The organism is Wolbachia endosymbiont (group B) of Cyclophora punctaria (assembly GCF_964028235.1).
In the GTDB taxonomy this organism is placed as follows: domain Bacteria; phylum Pseudomonadota; class Alphaproteobacteria; order Rickettsiales; family Anaplasmataceae; genus Wolbachia.
Genome location: NZ_OZ034749.1, coordinates 1,086,523 through 1,105,825, shown reverse-complemented (window position 1 = coordinate 1,105,825; position 19,303 = coordinate 1,086,523). Strand labels below are relative to the sequence as shown.

Here is a 19,303-nt window from a genome sequence, read left to right as displayed (position 1 = left end):
AAAATCAAGTGTGTATATTTATTAAAAAAATAAGGTAAAGTAATGAATATTAAAACAAGTTCTCATTATGGTTTAGACAAAAAGGCTATTGATGATTTAATAGAGTCTCTCGATAATCAAGAATTAGAGAATGTTCGTAATATTGTAAAAACGATAGATAGCGTTCAGTTAGCTTATTTTTTATCTACTTCGATCAGTGATCACAGGGAGAAATTAGTTAATATCCTCGATCAACATTTGTTAAGTGATGCCTTAGTACATGTAGTACCAGATTTACAAGTAGAGATCATAGAAATATTGGGAATAGAAAATACAGCAAAGTTACTAATGCTTCTTGATATAGAAGACATAGTAGCTATAGTGAAAGATTTAGATAGAAAGTCTATAGAAAATATACTTAACTACTTACCCAATGCAACTCAAAAATTAGTAGAGGAATTGTTATCATACCCAGAAGAAAGTGCAGGAAGGTTGATACATAAAAATATGGTTATAGCTCCATATTATTGGACGATAAATCAGCTAATGGAATTCTTGCGCAACTATAAAAAAATACCAGAAACATTTTATCAAATTTTCATCATTAACTCAAAATTAGAACCCATAGGCATTTTCAACTTAAATAAGGTAATATCTCACTCAGGAGAAACAATAATAAAAGAGATAATGAGTCAAGATATAAAAATAATTAAAACTGGAATGGACCAAGAAGAAGTAGCAAGAATATTTAAAGATTACGCTCTATTATCAGCTCCAGTAGTAAATAAGAATGGTAAAATTATAGGTGTAATCCTTATTGAAGATGTAATCAAAATTGTTCAACAAGAAGCAGAAGAGGATGTGCTTAAAATAAGCGGTGTATCTTCTAAATCTGATATAAATGCCCCTATACATAAAACTATAATTAAAAGACTACCTTGGTTACTGTTTAACCTCTTAGCTGCAACAATATGTTCTATAGTAGTTGGCTTTTTCGATAACGTAATACAAAATTTTATAGTACTGCCAATAATTATGCCAATCATTGCATCGATGAGCGGAAATGCAGGATCCCAAACAGTAACACTAACTATCCGGGCAATCGCAACAAAATATCTAACTGAGCAAAATGCAAAAAGAATACTGATGAAAGAATTTTTAATAGGTCTTATAAACGGGGTGATCTTATCTACTATTTCATTAGTAGTGTTAGCAATAAGGTTTCACAATGTCAAAGTGGAGATGATTTTTGTGGTCTCCATGATTATGATGTCAATTATTGCAACGTTCATCGGAACTTTCATTCCTATAATGCTTCATCGTTTAAGATCCGATCCTGCTGTTTCGTCTTCAATCTTAACATCAGCAACAACTGATATTCTCTCAGCTCTTATATTTTTTGGTCTAGCCACGATCTTTTTATTAAATAGCTGAATCTTGCTATATAAAAAAATTGCTTTACAAGCTTTACCGTCCACGTTATCATTACTCATAGATGCATTGAAGAAAAAAAATAACAGTCGATAAAGAAATAAAAGTACATGAAACTGAGCTGCTTTAGTTTTAAAATAAAAACTAAAATAAAATGCTAAAGTATGCAAAAAAATTCTTGCTTTGCTAGGTCTCTTTAGCTACAATCCAGTCTAACGTAATGAACAAATGGGGTGTGAGTTAGATGCATTGTATTATGTATATCACTCAGAAAGCAATTCTGAATTTTTTAAGAATATATCTATTTTAGTCAGAAGTCAAAAGAAAAGCACACTGTTACTCAGCAATTAAAGTTACTTAGGATTACCGTAAGGTTTCTACAGCAGTTTGGTTTGGTACAGCTGCATAAGAATCAAATGTTGAAATCAATCTTCAGAAAAGAGGTTTACGACAAAACAATCAAAATATGAATATTAAAATATAGGCGGCTTTATGTTAGGTAAAGAAAATATAGGAGAACAAGTAGCAGATAATCAAATGGATTATGTAGATGCTGGATCAGCAATAGTTGATTATGAAAATATATTATCTAGTGAAGAACTTCAGTGTGGACGAAGTCAAGAGAGCCCTAGAGTAACAAGATCTTCATCTATAGGCAGCAGTAGTACATCGACTGATGATGAAGAAATGTTTAGCTGTATAAGCATTACAAGTGATGAAATAGTGAAAAAAGCAACTTTTTTTGTTAAGACTTTTGTTAAAGAATTCGAGGAAAAACTATCTGAATGTTCTAAAGAAGCAAAACCAGGTTCAAAAGTACGTAAAACAGGTAAAGTAGTAGCTAAGGTTGTATCAACTGTGGGTAATTATATTCCACCAAGTGTGGAGAAAGTAGGTACTTCTCAAGTTATGGAGTGTGTGAGTTTTATTTCTACAAACCAACATAGGAAAAAAGCAAAAATATTTTCTACAATAGTTGCGCCTTCAGAAGGTAACTTAAGAAAGATTTTAATAGAAGCTGGCTTGGAAATTTTTCAAAGTTTTGAGAAACAATTCACTAAAATTGTGGATACTAATCAGTTGTCTTGTAATAGGGGGATTGAGAAGTTAGCAATGGATACTGTATCCAGAGTAATAAATTACACTACATCTTGCAACGAGAAAGGAGAATTTCCCAATCTTCACATAACTAAAGGTGTTATTTTAGGTAAATCAAAAAGAAAGTACCCGTTTACTACACGTACTGGACATCAAGTAAAAGATAAACAAAGTGGTGAAATGTTGATGACTTCAGAGTTATATGAAAAGGTGGGAATAGAGAAAGCAGAGGGTGAGATTATTAAGTATTATCAATTGAAGGAGCATGACTTTGCTGAAAAATACGGCTATCGGCTTCCCTTTAAGTGGGAATTAGAAAGTTGGGAAGAGTTAGAACAAAAATATGTACTTAGTGAAACATCTAAAAAAAGAGAGTATGTGCGTATTTTAGATGAGGAAAAAAAGAAAGGATTGGCTAGTAGTATATTAAAAGAGATCAATGAAAACGATTCAGCAAAAAAAAAGGATATACAAGAACTGCGTGAAGAAATCAGAAATTTACGAATACTTCATGAAAAAGAAGGTAAAAATACATTTTCCTTTAATTTGGGCTATTTACCAAAATTCTTTATAAAAAGAGAAGTGATGTTAGACGAATTAAAAAAGAAGTTAGATAGTAAAAATCAAGAAGTAGAACTGTCACGAATGGTCTTGATTAATGGAGAATATGGAACAGGAAAAAGTGAATTAGCTAGAAGCTACGCATATAGTAAGGAGAGTAATATTTGGACAAAAGTTATATGGATAAATGCTAAAACATATGACACTCTTTTCAATTCATTTCGTAATTTAGCTAAAGAATTAGAAATTCCTACAGAAAATGATAATGATATGGATTTTAATGTTGTTCGAGATAGAGAAATAGAATCTATTGTCCAGGATGTGTACCAGTATTTTCGAGACGTAAAAAGTCTTTTCATCTTTGATAACACCAGTAAGTATAAGGAGATCGAAAAATTTTTACCATCCTATTTTCCTAATTTGTTTTTTCATGGAGAAAAGCCTTACGTTTTAATTACTTCTCGTAGCAAGAATTGGGAAAAAGAAATAGAAAAGACACAGTTGAATGATGGATTTTCTCTAGGAGAAGCTATAACATTTATTGAAAGAACCTTAGAAGTAAAAGATAGGTTACAGGATTACTATCTAGTAGAGTTAGCACAAACATTGGGCTATCTTCCATTAGCTTTGACACAAGCAACAGCATATATTAAACAAGAAAAGATTAATGTTAGTGAATATCTAAAACTCTATAATGAAGAAATGAAAAAACCGAATCCTGATTGTCTCGAGGCGCTAGGTCTCACCAAAGAATTATTTATAACTTTGACGCTTAACCTTAATAAAATAAGAAGAGAAAAAAATGTTGGGCAGCAATCGCATGATATTGTATCATATATGGCTTACTTGGATCCCAATCAAATTGATATAGAAGAAATTTTCCTCCAGAAGAAATCAGAAAAAGGTAAGCAACAAGTTTTGGATGCTCTTAATCTACTCAATAAGTTTTCAGTGATTGAGCTGGAGGAGTCAATAGCAAGAGTTCATAAAGGGATACAAAAAACAGTAAGAGTAGAGAAAGAACGAACAGGAATAGAAGAAGAAACTTTAAGAGAAATGATGACATCATTTTGCATTATAAATCCGAATAACATTATATCTGTTTGGAGTCATGCAAGTAAATATGACAGATTAGTTAATGAATTTATTGATTCTATTTATGATAGAAGTACTATCTTACATTTACTAGCCAAAGATGGTAATGAAGAAATTATTAAGCTGATATTAGAGAAAATAGAACCTAATAAATTAAGCAAAATTATTAATGCTATTGATGAAAGGAATTTTACTTCTTTAGATTATGCTATCATACATGGTCACTTAGGTACTGTTCAGCATCTTGTAAGGAAAGGGGGTGATGTAAATCTAAATAACACAAAAGGTATGAATCCTTTGCACTTTGCTGCCGTATATGGTCACTTAGATATTGCTAAATACCTTGTAGCGCAAGGGGCTATAATAAAATCATTAAACAAAGATAGTATGTGTCCTTTGCACTTTGCTGCTATATATGGTCACTTAGATATTATTAAATACCTTGTAGAGGAAGGAGCTAGTATAAATATAAAGGATAAAAATAACATGCGTCCTTTGCACTTTGCTGTTATATATGGTAGATTGGATATTGTGAAATATCTTGTAGAGAAAAGAGCTAATATAAATCTACGTAGCAAAGAAGGTGAGAGTCCTTTGCACTTTGCTGTGATGCATGGTCAGTTAGATATTGTTGAATACCTTATAGAGAAAGGAGCTAGTATAGATAGACAAGATGAAAAAAATATGAGTCCTTTGGACTATGTTATTGTATATTCTAACTCAGAAGAAATTATTTATTATCTTGAAGATATGCACTTAGCTCCAGACTTAAAAACACAATCACATAAAAGAAACCTAGAGACATTTGATGAACATACACTAACTAAAAAAAGAAAATTAAAAAATATAAGTGAAGCATTGCAATTTGAAGATAAAAGCACGGTTAACTTAACTCATAGGTCACCTATATCTTCATTTAATAGCGTCTCTGTACAACCTGCAAACAGGGACTTAAGACTATAATTTTACAGTAAGCTATTTAATTTTATGAGGGGAATTTCAAAAAAACAGAGAAATAAAGTAATAAATTGATATAAATTCGCGTAGAACAAGTGGTAGACCATACGATCTCAAAATAAAATCTTCTTACAATAGCTGGTTTTGGTTGCGGAAGTGATTGTGTTGTCTAAGTTATTAGTAATATATACTATTAAGTCAGTATTAATTCGTTAAGAACTTTCATTAAAGATTATCAAAAAAACTTCTAAATAGGGATTGACAAGTTTTAGAGATGGAGTATTCTATGAAAAGTATATTGAGCTATTAATTTTTTATGTATAATAAATATGATCGTGAAAATATTTTTCTTTATATTATGAGGTAGCTGTTTTATTCAGAAAAAGATTTTTTTCTTACTTTGAAATTTAGTGGTTTTTATGGAAGGTTAAATGATTAATGAATTATTTGCTGCTGTACGTAGTGGAGATGCTAATCAAGTTGCGGATCTTATCAATAAAGGGGATGATGTTAATGCCAGGGACAATAGAGGCAATACTCCTCTACATTTAGCTGTTCTTGCAGATAAATTACAGGTAGTAGAAAAGCTTATAGAGGGAGGGGCTGATGTTAATGCTAAGAATAATCATGGCGCTACTCCTCTGCACTGGGCTGCTCTTAATCAGAATGTCAATATATTAGAAAAGCTTATAGAGAAAGGGGCTAATGTTAATGAGAAGAATAAATATGACAATGTCCCTCTGCACTATGCTGCAGGTTATGGTAGCTTAAGTGTAATAGAAAAGCTTATAGAGGGAGGGGCTGATGTTAATGCTAAGAACAATAATGGCGATACTCTTTTGCACTTGGCTACTAAAAATAGTCATTTAGATGTATTAGAAAAGCTCATAAAGGAAGGAGCTAATGTTAATGAAAGAAACAAATATGGTAATATCCCTTTACACTGGGCTGCAAGTTATGGTAGGTTAAGTATAGTAGAAGAGCTTATAGAGGGAGGGGCTGATGTTAATGCTAAGAACAATAATGGCAATACTCCTTTGCATTGGGCTGTTAAAAGCAGTCATTTAGAAGTAGCTAAATTTCTTATAAGTAATCATGCTGACGTTAACGCTAAAAATAAAGATGGTTGGACATCTTTGCACTTTGCAGCTGCTTATGGCAATTTAAATATAGTTAAGCTCATTCTTGATAAAAGTGATTATGTTGATGCTAGAGGAGCTTTAGCCGTGGCAAATACGCTTAATGAAGAAGACAGCTTAGAAATACGAAACCTTCTAGAAGGAAGAATAAGAAGAAATGAAGAAATCACCCAACATCTTAACTTACAAGAAGAAAGCAGCTTCCTATCAACACGTGTCCATAATCGCCGTAGTATTGTAAAAGAAGATGAAAATTCATTGCAAAATGATAAGATAGGTCCTAATAAAATAGGAGTTACAAGCGGAACAAGTAAGCCATCTTCATTTATCAATATTTTTGCTTACACTACGGTAGATACTATGAAAGGTATTTTTCAGTTTGTTTCTTCTCCTTTTAAGGCAGCTATAAGTATGGAACCTTCTAAAGCTATTACAGTTCAAGGTATTGATAACAACGGTATACTTCTTTTATTAGATGTATTTATAAGGAAAATCACAGGTCAGAAGTATATTTCCACAGTAGTTCAGTCTATATCACAATTAGAAGCACAGGGCTATGCATTAAATATTATAGAGGAATTTGAGAAAGTAGTAGAGCAAGCTGCATTAAAAAGTGGGATATCAATACATCGGTTAAATATTGATTGTGTAGAAATGCAGAAAGAGGTTACTGCAAAAATCACGGGTGGTAAGTTTAATGAGATTTCAGGATTTTTAAACTCATATGTAGAGCAAGCATGCCACGATAGAGAAACAGGTAAGTTAAGTCCAAAGAAGTTTAACAAATTTATGATTGTATTTAATAAGGAACTAGATTTAATAGTAAATCAATCAATGCAACAGATATTACACAATAGAGATAGTACATTAGAAGTTGAAGAACAGCAAATAAACTTAGAGCCTCAAAGTTATTTAAGTAATACTTCTGTTCAAGGTCATTTAATTCAGGATAGAGGTTTAATCAATCAAGGTAAGGCTTAATTCCTTAGCTTTTTGATTTCATCTAGTAAAAGGTTGGTAATTTGATCTTATAACATCAATGGGCACACCAGCCTTTATTTTGTATGCATTCAAGCAATGTGTGACTACTTATGCAACCTAAAAAAATAATCATACACTGTCTTCCATGGAGGAAAATCTTTTGCTCTACTGGCAAATACCTTTCATTATGTATTGTATAACATTAATAATTGTTCCTATTTTGTGCTTTCTTGGCCACACCTTGTGCAACTCTTGGCTCAAGAAATTTCCATTCTTTGTCACTTACATCACCTGGATATATTTTTTACTGATCCTATCATATTATCTTCCTGATTTTCTTTCAAGATATGTTCTAAAAAGTAGAATCCGTTCAGCAGGGTGACAAAATAAGATAGAAAAGACAGCCATAGAAATAAATGGTGTCATCCCAATATGATGCTTTCTCTGTCATCCCAGTACTTGACACTGGAATGACACCATTTTTGCTTCGATATTTACACATTAGCCATGCATCTGAACGGATACAAAAGTAGAATTTACAATTCTATCTAAAAGGATACCGAAAAAGAGCAGGAGTCCTATCTGGGAATTATTTTTAAATATGGACATGCATTGATTAGAATCGTCTGGATTGAAATTTTTGTGTTGGTGGTGAAATATGAATCCTATGGCAAGTAAAGCAATATAAAAGATGTTATTTAATGATGATAGTATACCAGCGTACAACCATGCCATTAAGGATATTAAATAAAATCTTTTCAACCAAGATTTTGTTGTATTGCCAAAATATAATGCAGTAGATTTCATTCCTAATTTCTCATCATCTTTTTTATCTTGATGAGCGTATATAGTATCATAACTAAGCGTCCAAAAGACGCATCCTATATAAAATAGCAAGGATTCTATGCTAATCTGGTCTGTTATTGCTGCTGAACCCATGAGTGATCCCATGTTGAAAGTAAACCCTAAAAATAATTGTGGCCACCAAACGTAACGCTTTAGCAAGGGATAGATAACTATCATGCACATTGAAATTATTCCAAGTATAAGAGTAGTTTTATTGGTTAATAATAAGATTACCAGGGCAATAGACAGTAACAGTGAAAGTAAAGCCAAAGCCTGCTTTATGTTTAATGCACCACTTGCAAGTGGTCTGTATTTTGTTCGTTCAACGTGTGCATCTATTTCTCTATCGAAGATATCATTGATTATGCATCCTGCGGGTCTCATTAAAAATGCACCTATAGTAAACAAAACAAGGAGAAAAAGAGCTTGATACGATAGAGAAGTTGAGGCTAAAAGAATGCCGCTTAAGCTAGAAAATAGCACAAGCCATAAACCTGTTAAACTGTGTATTCTCATTAATGAGAAATAATGGTTGAAATACATTAATTAAGTGTGATTATGTAATATTTTGCTTACATTGACAAAATTATCGAATGCTAAATCAGGCTTAAAAACTAACTCAGGTATAAATCGCAAATCAACATAACATAATATAGATTTACGTATTGACCATGCAGATTGGTTCATTTCATTAACAACAGTGCTGATATCATCATTATCATTTTGGATGTTTAATGAAGATAACACAATATATACATCTGCTTTCTTCAAATCTTTGCTTAGCTTTACATCAGATACTACTACTTTTTCATTAAGAACATTACCTTCCATTAAGACTTTTGATATTGCCCTATGTAATACCGATGCTACTTTTAGGTTTCTAATTTCCTTTTTCATATTCAACTACTATAACGTCCTTTCTTCTTGCACTAATTGATAAGCTTCCAAAATATCTCCAACTTTAATATCGATATTACCCTCTAGCGATATTCCGCATTCAAAGTTTACACCTACTTCTTTAACGTCATCTTTAAATCTACGTAGTGCTTTTAACTTTCCTTCATGCACCAATTTGCTGCCACGTACTACCTTAATTAAAGAATCTTTTTTTATAACTCCATCAGTGACATAACATCCGATTATATTACCGGCTTTGGATGCATTAAATATTTGCCTTACAGATGCAGAACCAACACGAACCTCTCGTGTAACAGGCTTTAACATTTTAGTTAGATACATCCTCATGTCTTCAATAAGCTCATATATTATATTGTAAGTATGTATTTCTATACCTTTTTGTTTTGCTAATTCTCTTATTTTTGAATCCACTTTTACATTAAAAGCTAAAATTACTGCGCTTGATGCTTCTGCAAGCAGCACATCTGAATCTGTTACTCCTCCTACTGCTTTGTGTAGAATATTTAATTTCACTTGGTCTTTACCAAGCTTATCAATTGAGCTTGATATTGCTTCAATAGAACCAGTGACATCGCACTTTAAAACTACAGATAGTTCTTCTGTTTCACTATCATTACGACTGAATATATCTAAATTATTGTCGTCTAAATCTTCTTTCTTTTTCTTGATTAATTCTAACCTGTATTCAACAATTTCACGAGCCTGCCTTTCAGAGTTTACAACAACAAATTTATCTCCAGCATTTGGTACACCATTTAAACCAGTAACTTCAACTGGAGTAGAAGGTAGTGCCGCTTTTTCTCTTTGACCAAGGTGATTAATCATACTGCGTACTTTGCTGTATGTTGTACCAACTATCAATATGTCACCAATCTTTAATGTTCCTTCTTCAACTATTAATGTAGCTGATATTCCTTTAGCTTTATCTATTTTCGACTCTATCACCCATCCAAGTGCTCGACAATCCTCTATTCCTTCTAGCGTCATTAATTCAGCAATTAATAAAATTGCCTCTTCTAGTTTATCTAAGTTGATTTTCTTTTTTGCTGATACTGGCACAATTATAACATCACCACCAAGTTCTTCGGGGATGAGGTCATACTGAGGCAAACTATTAATTATTCTTTCTACATCGCCAGGTTGTGATTTATCAATTTTATTAATGGCAACTATAATAGAGACATTTGCTGCTTTTGCATGATTTATTGCTTCAACTGTTTGTTTCATGATTCCATCATCAGCTGCAACTACTATCACAACTATATTAGTAATATTGGCACCACGTGCACGCATTGCAGTAAACGCCTCATGCCCTGGTGTATCAATGAAAGTAATTTTTTGCTTATTTTTTGTCGTTAATTGATAAGCACCTATATGTTGAGTGATTCCACCTGACTCTCTTTCTGCAACATTAGATTCACGAAATGCATCGAGCAATGATGTTTTACCATGATCCACATGTCCCATAAAAGTAACGATAGGTGGTTTTGGTCTTTTAGGTAAGTTTTCTCTGTTGCTTATGAAGAGTAAATTCTTTTCTTTATCAGCATCACTTACTCGTTTAGCAGTATGACTAAATTTTTTTGCTATTTCGCATGCTATATCTGGATCTACTAGATCATCTACTCTATAGCTCTCCCCAACTTCTTCTTTGAGCATTTTTAGCACACTCTTGCTCTCTTCTGCCATACGAATAGATAACTCTCTGATAGTTATTTTGTCTGGTATAATAACTTCTCTTGATATATTTTTACCCTTAGTAAACTTTGATTGTTTACTTCTTATACCAAATTTTTGCTTAAATACAGGGAGGTGTTCATTTCTTTCATCTATTGCCTGTGTAATTACTAGCTTAGAATGCTTAGAGTATATATCTTTGCTAGCTTTAAAAGACTTTTTATCATTGTTCTCATATTCAATACTATCTTCTTTTTGTTCAACTGAGTTAGTATTACTTAAAACTTCCTTATTTATTTCTTTAGGTACAGAGTGTGATTCATTTTTATCTTCAGCTTCTTGATTGCTTTCTTCTTTTTTTATTTTCTCTTCTTGTTCTCTCTGATTCCTTTCTTTCAGCAAAGTAGCATTCTGTACAGCATTAATGCGGGAAATTTGTTCTTTTTCAGTTAAAGAGCCTAATTTACTCTCGTCAAATAAACTATATTCTTCTGCAGAATGAATTTTTCTTCTTTTTTTTACTATTGTAGTACCAGTACTTTGACTATCTAAAGAGTTTAAATTAATGTCTAATTTAAGCTTGCTTAAGCCTTGTAGGGTTAATTTTTTATTACTGATATCTTCATTATTCATATTGTTTTTATATTAATCCAAGCTTTTTACGTGCTTCTATGATTATTAAATCTGCTGTATCTTTTAGATTTTCTTTATTATTAGTTGAGGAAGAGATTATGCTACAAAACTCATAATTTGATAAATCTGCTATGTCCTCTAAAGTTTTAATATTATGTTTACTAAGAGCAATTTTATTATCTATTGATAAGGCTAAGTTGATTACATCGTCTTCCATACCTAAATTTTTTAGCTCTTCTATTTTTCTATCATTCTCTGCTTTCAGGTAATTATTTGCTCTATTATGAAGTTCATTTGCAATATCTTCATTGAAGCCCTCTATTGAAGCAAGTTCCTTAATTGAAGTGTTAGATATATCTTCTACACTGGAAAAACCTTCTGTTACCAATAATTGGCCCATAATCTCTTCTAAGTTTAAAGCTTCAGCAAATAAAACTGAACATTGACTAAATTCTTTATTTCTTCTTTCTGATTCTTGCTGAGTGCTTAATATCTCAATTTTCCATCCAACAAGCTCTGAAGCTAATCTTACATTCTGACCCTTTTTTCCTATAGCTAAACTCAATTGATCTTCAGCAACTATTAACTCTATACAATTTTCATTTTCGTCAATAATGACCTTTGATACTTCTGCAGGAGTAATGGCTTTAATAACAAATTGACCCAAATCTGATGAGTAATGTATGACGTCGATTTTTTCACCGTTTAATTCGTGTATAATAGTTTTTATTCTATCTCCTTTAACTCCAACGCAAGCACCTACTGGATCGATATTCTTATCAGATGAAAAAACAGCAACTTTAGATCTTGAACCAGCGTCTCTAGCTATACCTTTAATTGTTATCAATCCGTCAGCAACTTCTGGTACTTCTTGATTCAACAATGCCTCTAAAAAGCCTTCATGAGTCCTAGAAAGAATGATTTGACGTCCATCGTCAGAGCGCTTAACAGCTTGTATGTAAGCTTTAACCTTATCGCCTTCACGAAATGACTCACCACCAATTAAGTTTCGTAAAGGGAGGTATGCTCCAATTCCGTTTATGTCTATAATAAGATCTGAATATTCTACTTGTTTAACGATGCCATACCTCATTTCTCCTACCTTATCTTTAAATTCCTCATATTGCTTTTTTAACTCTTCATTTTTGATTATTTCAGAAATCTTTTGCTGGGCAATTCTTGCTGAAACAAGATCAGTGTTAAGAGAAATCAACTCACTAATAGTATCTCCAACTTTTGCATCTTCTTTTATTAACTTAGCTTGTGTCAACTTAATTAAGTCACACTCATTTTCATTTGATTCATCATTAATGACTTTTAGTTGTCTATATGAGGTAACTTTGCCTGTGTTTCTATCTATATTAACTACAATTTTACTTTTGCTACCATACTTTTGTTGAGCTACTGCTTCGATAGCACTTTTAAGTGCATTTATTATAATATTAAAATCCAAACCTTTTTGAAGTGAGAGCTCTCCCGCTGTTTTTATTACATCAAGGCTTCCAACTATGTTATTCTTGTTGCTTTTCTGCTTAACACTGCTTTTACGATTAGCAATCATATAAATAAATCCAATTTAATTAGTTATAATTATAGCTTCAACAGGTAAAGAACGCTATCTTAAATGTTAAATGATTGCTAATTTAAGTCAAGTTTTTTCATGTCTTTGTATGATAAGCAATGCCGGAGTAAAGAATAAAGTTAAGACCGTTGCAGCCAATATTCCACTTGCTATGGTTGCTGAAATATCAACCCACCACTGGCTTGATGGAGCATCATATGTGATTTGTAGCGTAAAAAAACTGATATTTAACCTAGTAATCATCGGTATTAAACCAAGAACTGTAGTTGCAACGGTAAGTAGTATTGGCCTGATGCGAGAAATTGAAGCGTTTATTATACATTGCTTAATGTTATTTTTGCGCACCTTAATTTGCTGATGAAAGGCATCAAGCAATAGTATATTATTATTCACTATAATTCCTGCTAAAGCAATTATCCCCACTCCACACATGACAACTACAAAAACTTTCTGAATAAGAAAGAAAATGAAAAATACACATGTTGTTGATAAAAACACTGCTGTCATTACGATAAATGTATAGTATATGTTGTTAAACTGTGCCACTAGCACCAATATCATCAATGTAATTGCTAATATAAAAGCCTTTAATAAAAATGCTCCTGATTTTTGTTGATCTTCCTTGTCACCTTTGAAATCAATCTTTACTCCTTTACTACAGTCTTGAGTAATCGAATTTTGAATGAACTTAACTCTTTCATCAACAAGATAGCCAGTATCAACGTCAGCAGAGATTGTTACTGTGCGTGATCCATCAATCCTACTTAGTTTGTTTGCCTTTTTTTCGGGAACGTATTTCACTATGCTACTCATAGAATATGGTCCATTTGCTGTATTGATAAAAAGGTTATCTATAGTTTTCATGTTGCGATTCTTTCTGGGAAAGCGTAGTACAATATCAATTTCTTCATCTGCGTTATTTGGTCTATATTTTCCAATTAATACTCCATTTGTAACCATCTTTATAAAATCACCGATGGTTGCAACACTTACTCCAGAGCTTGTAGCCTTACTCTTATCAATACTCATATTCCACTCTATTTCAGGTGCTGATCTACTATCTTGAATATTTATAAATCCAGATGAAGGTTGGTCCATAATTTTTAGGATTTTCTCTGCTACTGAATTCAAGTTGGATGCACTTCCGCTTAAGTTAATTTGTATTGGCTTGTCAGCTGATGGTCCTGACTTTTGTTCCTGTACATCAATTATTACTCCTTTTATGTTTTGTACACTACTCCTTATATCATTTAGTATTTGCTTAGCTTTGCGCCTGCAGCGCCAATCTACAAGTTCCAATTGAATTTTGGCAATAACGTTGTCTGAAAATTTTCCTGATCGAGCATAAAAAACATAAATTTCTTTTTTAACACCCAAAATACGTTCTTCTACTTTCTTAAGTATCAAATCTCGTTCTTTGGCTGATAAGCTTTCTTTTACTTTAACGCTGATTAAAATGTTATCTGAATCTACATTCGGAAAGAACTTTAATCCAGGACCAAAAGTAAAATATAATATACTAGACAAAAATAAAACAAATACAACAACACATACAAATTTTTTGGGGTGATCTAAGACTTTCTCTAACATACGTACATAAGTTCTTATTATAAGCCCAGTATTTTTTACCTCACCACTTTCTATAGCACTCATTCTTATTATTTCTTTTTTTGAAGTTATTGAAGGTTCACCAAATATTGCACCAAGTGTTGGTATAAAAACCAAAGCCATAATTAGCGATCCAGTTAAAGTTAGAATTATTGTAATTGGTATGTACTGCATAAATTTACCGACTGTATCGGGCCAGAGTAACAGAGGGAAAAACACTGCTAATTTAGTTAATGTTGATGATAAAACTGGATAGAACATATCATGAACTGAGGTGCAAAAGGCTTCTACTTTATCCATCCCACAAATCATCTTTCTATCAGCATATTCGCTGATTACAATTGCATCATCAACCAGCATCCCAACTGCCATAATTAGACTGAAGAGCACAACTATATTTAGAGTAATACCCATTAGGTAAAGAGCCATTATTCCTATGAGAAAGGAGCCAGGTATTGATAGTGCAACAAGAATAGCAGCCCTTTTTCCCATAAAGAGCATTATTATGGTTAGTATTAGTAATACGGCAAATATTATACCATTTTCCAAGTCTTCAAGCACATCACGTACATTTTTTGACTGGTCATTCAAATAAACTACTTTTAAATTTTCAGGTAATTGATCTTTTGCTTTGTCCATTAAGTATTTTACTTGATTTACCGTGTCTATTATGTTTTTTCCATTACGTTTTGAAATTTCTAGTACAATGCTAGGTAGTCCATTAATACGAGCAAATCCTTGGTGATCTTCAAACCCAAAGTATACTTTTGCTATATCTTTGATTCTCAAAACTGCATCACTTTGAGATCTAATAGGAATATTCATAATATCTTCTATGTCTTTTAATAACCCTGATATTTTAATCGAATATTTACCGGTATCGTTTTCTAGTGATCCAGCTCCTACCAATCTGTTGTTGTTTGATATAGCTTGAAATATCTCATTTGATTGAATGTTATATTTTGTTAGAACTGTGGGCTCAATTATAACTTCCACTGTTTCTTTACGCATACCTGCCACTTCAACTTTAAGAACATTTGGCAGAGATTCTATTTCTTTCTTTAGTTTGAGTGCTATTTCAGTTAAAGCTCTTTCCGGCAAATTACCAATCAAGCCAACGTTTAGTATCGGAAATAAGCTCAAGTTTATTTCATTGATTATCGGAGATTCTGCTTCAATAGGTAATTTTGATTTTATGTTTAAAAGCTTTGAACGGACGTTATCAAGTACTTCTTTGTTATCATATTCTGTACCAAACTTAATTATCATGTGAGCACCGTCATTAGTTGCAAGTGCCTTTAGCTCTCTCACGCCCTCAATGAACCTTAGTTCATTTTCTATTGGAATAGCTAATAACTTTTCACTATCCTCGACAGAAATACCAGGAAACCCAACAAATACGCTAATTATAGGAATCTGTATATCAGGATTGCTTTCTCTTGGCATCTTTATATAAGTGTATGAGCCGAAGGTAAAAATCACGATAAGCAATAATATTACTGTTCTATTCCTCTCTACAAGTAAGCTTTTCATGCCAAACATTATACGTATTTATATCATATTATAGCTAAGATAAATTATATATTAATTAATCCTTATATGTCTTTATGTAAATGATTAAAATTTTTACAGTTTTGCAAGCGTAAGAAAATTTCTATATAATATGACTTTAGTATGGTATTTGAGGGATTATTATGGTAGCAGTTTTAAGTGTGACAGAAGGCAAGAATAAAATGATCGTATCTGGGTTGGTTGGTGTTTCATCAACTTTAGTATTTTTGACAGTGATTCACATTGCTGCAAAGATAGCCATTATAGTTACTGCTGCTGCAGTTACTTACGCATTACTTTCATTGCTTAATAAAGCAAGACCTAAGTCTGTTAAAACTGATGATATGTCAGAAGATGAAGGGTATAGCAGTGTTGATGAAGGTGAAGAAAAAGATACCGTAAAAGAACCAAAAAGAACTGAAACTGAGCTAGAAGAAGAATTAAAAAATAAAAGAGCAGAAGAAGAAATGAAAAATGGACTACCTAAACATATGGATTTCAAAGGTAATTCACTTTCTAAAAGTGCTGATACTACAGATAGTCATTTCGTTTCTAGTGCTACAAATATTGTTATGGAACCTTTACCTAAACACATGGATGCACTTGGTAATCCACTTCCTGAGCAGCCACCGAGCAACCTTACCAATATAGGGCTTGGATCATCTAAAAGTACGCAGAAACTATCTGCTGCAGACTTGCTATTACAGTATGGGAATGTAAATAATGATGTGAGGAAAGTGCTAGAATGGCCAATTACCTCAAAGGAGTTTAATGGGTTAGGGTTTAACAGGTAGTTGCTATATCAAACTCTCCATCTTATATTGAGGATCAGATGCAATGCCATACACTCTATTTGGCGGAGCAATTTTGTTCTCTATACCAAAAACTATACCTTCAATTATTGCTGTGAGTACTTTTTCAAGGTTACAATCTGCTCCAGGAACACGGTGCTCTAGGCGGCATCTTTTGGAATCGTTGCCAAAATAGGGAATTCTTATCGCAGCAGTTCTGTTATTCACTCCCCAACTAATCGTAGTTGGAGTATGAATATCTGGGTACTGAAATCTTAAATATGAATCATCATTTGGAGCAAAAAATAGCATATGTTTTTTCATCATTGCACATAATCCACCTATGCTGTGAATCAGGTGGTCACTATATTTTTGCTTATTGCCATAAAATAAGTTATGATTATTTGAATCCATGAGGCTAACATGTACATTTAGTGCGCTGCCTGCTCTATCCAAATAAGGTTTTGCTTTAAAAGAAACATTACCCCCAAGTTTTTGTCCTACTTCAGTAAGTAATTGTTTTGCCAACTCAAAATGCATAATTAAATTATCAGAGCTCGTATAACAGTCACTTTTTATCTCATATTGGTTTAAAGAACTCTCTTTCTCACAAAAAAATCCAAGAGAAGCTATTTTATTTTTGATGCTATTCAGAAATAAATATTCTTTTTTTATTCCCTCAGTGTAAAACTCCAGTTCAATACCGAATACAGTATTATGACTCAAATTACTTAATATAATCACAAATTTACTTCAATAAATTTATACTAAATCAGCTATATTTATACAAGTACTTTACTTATTTATCAGTAAATTTAATATCTTATTTATACATAATATATTACTATTTTTTTAATAACATACTTCTAATCCTCGGTACAAGCGACATTTACAAATTGATTGTTTTTATTTCAAAAAAATGATCAATTTTAGTGCTTTTATACTCTTTACAACTCGTCAAAAAATCCTCATAATTTTAGGTATGTATTAAGTAGTGTTAGCTTTTTATCTTACAGTAAGCTATTGATTATCTTGCATCTTTCTGATTATTGTTCTTTCTTGGTGTGGTATATGAACTTAACTAACCCTAAGGTTTCTACTATGTTTTTTGATCAGATTATTACAGTAACGGACCACAATGTTACTTGGGAAAAAATCCAAAATTATCTCCATAATCTCTATGGAGAAGCAACATATAACAGCTGGCTGAGTTCACTAAGATTTATCAGCAACAGAAATGGAGAAGTTTTGTTGTCTGTGCCAACAAGATTTATAAAGGAGTGGATTACAGTTCACTACATGGAAAAAATATTATCATTATGGCAAAGCGAAGATCAAAGTGTATGTTCTATTGATATTCAATTAATTGAAGAAAGAAATTCAAATTCTAATACGATACTAAAAAATAGAGAGGAAAATAATCATAATCTTGGTTCACCACTAGATACCAGATTCACTTTTGATAATTTTGTGGTAGGAAAGTCAAATGAGTTAGCATTTACAGCGGCAAAGCGTGTAGCGGAATCTATAGATCCAATATCAGGAAGCAACCCTTTATTTCTATATGGTGGAGTGGGACTTGGTAAAACACATTTAATGCATGCTATAGCTTGGTACATAGTCAATTCTCCGTCAGCAAAAAGAAAAGTGGTATATTTATCAGCAGAGAAATTTATGTATCAATATATTACGGCGCTGCGGAGCAAAGATATTATGTTATTTAAAGAGCAATTTAGATCAGTAGATGTATTGATGGTAGATGATGTGCAATTTATCAGTGGTAAAGATAGTACACAAGAAGAATTTTTTCACACTTTCAATGCATTGATAGACCAAAATAAACAATTGGTTATATCAGCTGATAGGTCTCCTAGTGATCTTGATGGAGTAGAAGAAAGAATAAAATCGCGACTTGGTTGGGGATTAGTTGCAGATATTAATGAAACAACTTTTGAATTAAGACTTGGTATATTGCAGGCGAAAGTGGAACGAATGAATATGTATGTTCCAAAGGATGTCCTAGAATTTTTGGCAAGGAATATAAAATCCAATATAAGAGAACTAGAAGGAGCATTAAATAAGGTTGCTCATACCTCTTTAATTGGAAGAAGCATGACAGTAGAATCAGCTAGTGAGACCCTAATTGATCTTCTTAGGTCAAATCATAGGTCAATTACAATAGAAGAAATACAGAGAAAAATAGCTGAATTTTTCAATATAAAGGTTGCAGATATGCAATCTAATAGAAGGCTTCGCAGTCTTGCGAGGCCGAGACAAATAGCTATGTATTTCGCAAAGAAGTTTACGCAAAAAAGTTTACCAGATATTGGAAGAAATTTTGGTGGTAGAGATCATGCTACTGTTATACACGCAGTCAAACAAGTGGAAAATTTCATAAGAACTGACCCAAAATTTGCTGATGAAATCAATCGATTAAAAAAGATGTTTAAGTAGCA

General features: G+C 32.3%; 11 protein-coding genes. 5 read left to right on the top strand and 6 right to left on the bottom strand.

Annotation, left to right across the window (positions count from 1 at the left end):
* Positions 1 to 42 precede the first annotated feature (42 nt).
* From mgtE to ABWU33_RS05325, 3 genes are all read left to right on the top strand, one after another.
* Entirely contained in the window at positions 43 to 1,413 is a 1,371-nt protein-coding gene (gene mgtE / locus ABWU33_RS05335) for a magnesium transporter (protein WP_211908162.1), read from the top strand.
* Between the two features lie 489 nt (positions 1,414 to 1,902).
* Complete coding sequence (locus ABWU33_RS05330) at positions 1,903 to 5,127, top strand: ankyrin repeat domain-containing protein (RefSeq protein WP_353280511.1); 3,225 nt, start codon at positions 1,903 to 1,905, stop codon at positions 5,125 to 5,127.
* Positions 5,128 to 5,552: 425 nt separating this feature from the next.
* Positions 5,553 to 7,241 carry an ankyrin repeat domain-containing protein gene (locus tag ABWU33_RS05325; protein ID WP_250119946.1) on the top strand — a complete coding sequence of 563 codons (1,689 nt, stop codon included), beginning with the start codon at positions 5,553 to 5,555 and terminating at the stop codon, positions 7,239 to 7,241.
* Between the two features lie 501 nt (positions 7,242 to 7,742).
* Here the strand turns inward: ABWU33_RS05325 and ubiA are convergent.
* From ubiA to ABWU33_RS05300, 5 genes are all read right to left on the bottom strand, one after another.
* On the bottom strand, positions 7,743 to 8,630 hold the full coding sequence (gene ubiA / locus ABWU33_RS05320) for a 4-hydroxybenzoate octaprenyltransferase (RefSeq protein ID WP_264337473.1): 888 nt from the start codon (positions 8,628 to 8,630) through the stop codon (positions 7,743 to 7,745).
* Positions 8,631 to 8,633: 3 nt separating this feature from the next.
* Positions 8,634 to 8,984: a ribosome-binding factor A gene (locus ABWU33_RS05315; RefSeq protein ID WP_006015187.1), complete on the bottom strand. Its 351-nt coding sequence runs from the start codon at positions 8,982 to 8,984 to the stop codon at positions 8,634 to 8,636.
* 9 nt (positions 8,985 to 8,993) lie between these two features.
* Entirely contained in the window at positions 8,994 to 11,315 is a 2,322-nt protein-coding gene (infB, locus tag ABWU33_RS05310) for a translation initiation factor IF-2 (protein ID WP_353280508.1), read from the bottom strand.
* A gap of 7 nt (positions 11,316 to 11,322) precedes the next feature.
* Positions 11,323 to 12,876 carry a transcription termination factor NusA gene (gene nusA, locus ABWU33_RS05305; protein ID WP_211908168.1) on the bottom strand — a complete coding sequence of 518 codons (1,554 nt, stop codon included), beginning with the start codon at positions 12,874 to 12,876 and terminating at the stop codon, positions 11,323 to 11,325.
* An 87-nt stretch (positions 12,877 to 12,963) separates the two neighbouring features.
* Positions 12,964 to 16,038 carry an efflux RND transporter permease subunit gene (locus tag ABWU33_RS05300; protein ID WP_353280505.1) on the bottom strand — a complete coding sequence of 1,025 codons (3,075 nt, stop codon included), beginning with the start codon at positions 16,036 to 16,038 and terminating at the stop codon, positions 12,964 to 12,966.
* Positions 16,039 to 16,199: 161 nt separating this feature from the next.
* On the opposite strand from ABWU33_RS05300, the gene ABWU33_RS05295 reads away from it, so the two are divergent.
* A complete protein-coding gene (locus ABWU33_RS05295) occupies positions 16,200 to 16,850 on the top strand; it encodes a hypothetical protein (RefSeq protein WP_211908173.1) in 651 nt (216 codons plus the stop codon).
* Between the two features lie 3 nt (positions 16,851 to 16,853).
* On the opposite strand, the gene ABWU33_RS05290 is transcribed toward ABWU33_RS05295, so the two are convergent.
* Positions 16,854 to 17,591 (bottom strand): glutamine synthetase, encoded by a 738-nt coding sequence (locus ABWU33_RS05290; protein WP_211908175.1) that lies wholly within the window; start codon positions 17,589 to 17,591, stop codon positions 16,854 to 16,856.
* Between the two features lie 327 nt (positions 17,592 to 17,918).
* Between ABWU33_RS05290 and dnaA the strand changes: the two genes are divergently transcribed.
* Positions 17,919 to 19,301: a chromosomal replication initiator protein DnaA gene (gene dnaA, locus ABWU33_RS05285; protein WP_250119943.1), complete on the top strand. Its 1,383-nt coding sequence runs from the start codon at positions 17,919 to 17,921 to the stop codon at positions 19,299 to 19,301.
* Positions 19,302 to 19,303 lie beyond the last annotated feature (2 nt).

Excerpts from the sequence above, each read along its gene's own strand:
- infB (WP_353280508.1), bottom strand. The coding sequence starts at position 11,315 with ATGAATAATGAAGATATCAGTAATAAAAAATTAACCCTACAAGGCTTA.
- ABWU33_RS05295 (WP_211908173.1), top strand. The coding sequence starts at position 16,200 with ATGGTAGCAGTTTTAAGTGTGACAGAAGGCAAGAATAAAATGATCGTA.
- ABWU33_RS05315 (WP_006015187.1), bottom strand. The coding sequence starts at position 8,984 with ATGAAAAAGGAAATTAGAAACCTAAAAGTAGCATCGGTATTACATAGG.
- ubiA (WP_264337473.1), bottom strand. The coding sequence starts at position 8,630 with ATGTATTTCAACCATTATTTCTCATTAATGAGAATACACAGTTTAACA.
- dnaA (WP_250119943.1), top strand. The coding sequence starts at position 17,919 with ATGAACTTAACTAACCCTAAGGTTTCTACTATGTTTTTTGATCAGATT.
- ABWU33_RS05325 (WP_250119946.1), top strand. The coding sequence starts at position 5,553 with ATGATTAATGAATTATTTGCTGCTGTACGTAGTGGAGATGCTAATCAA.
- ABWU33_RS05330 (WP_353280511.1), top strand. The coding sequence starts at position 1,903 with ATGTTAGGTAAAGAAAATATAGGAGAACAAGTAGCAGATAATCAAATG.
- ABWU33_RS05300 (WP_353280505.1), bottom strand. The coding sequence starts at position 16,038 with ATGAAAAGCTTACTTGTAGAGAGGAATAGAACAGTAATATTATTGCTT.
- mgtE (WP_211908162.1), top strand. The coding sequence starts at position 43 with ATGAATATTAAAACAAGTTCTCATTATGGTTTAGACAAAAAGGCTATT.
- nusA (WP_211908168.1), bottom strand. The coding sequence starts at position 12,876 with ATGATTGCTAATCGTAAAAGCAGTGTTAAGCAGAAAAGCAACAAGAAT.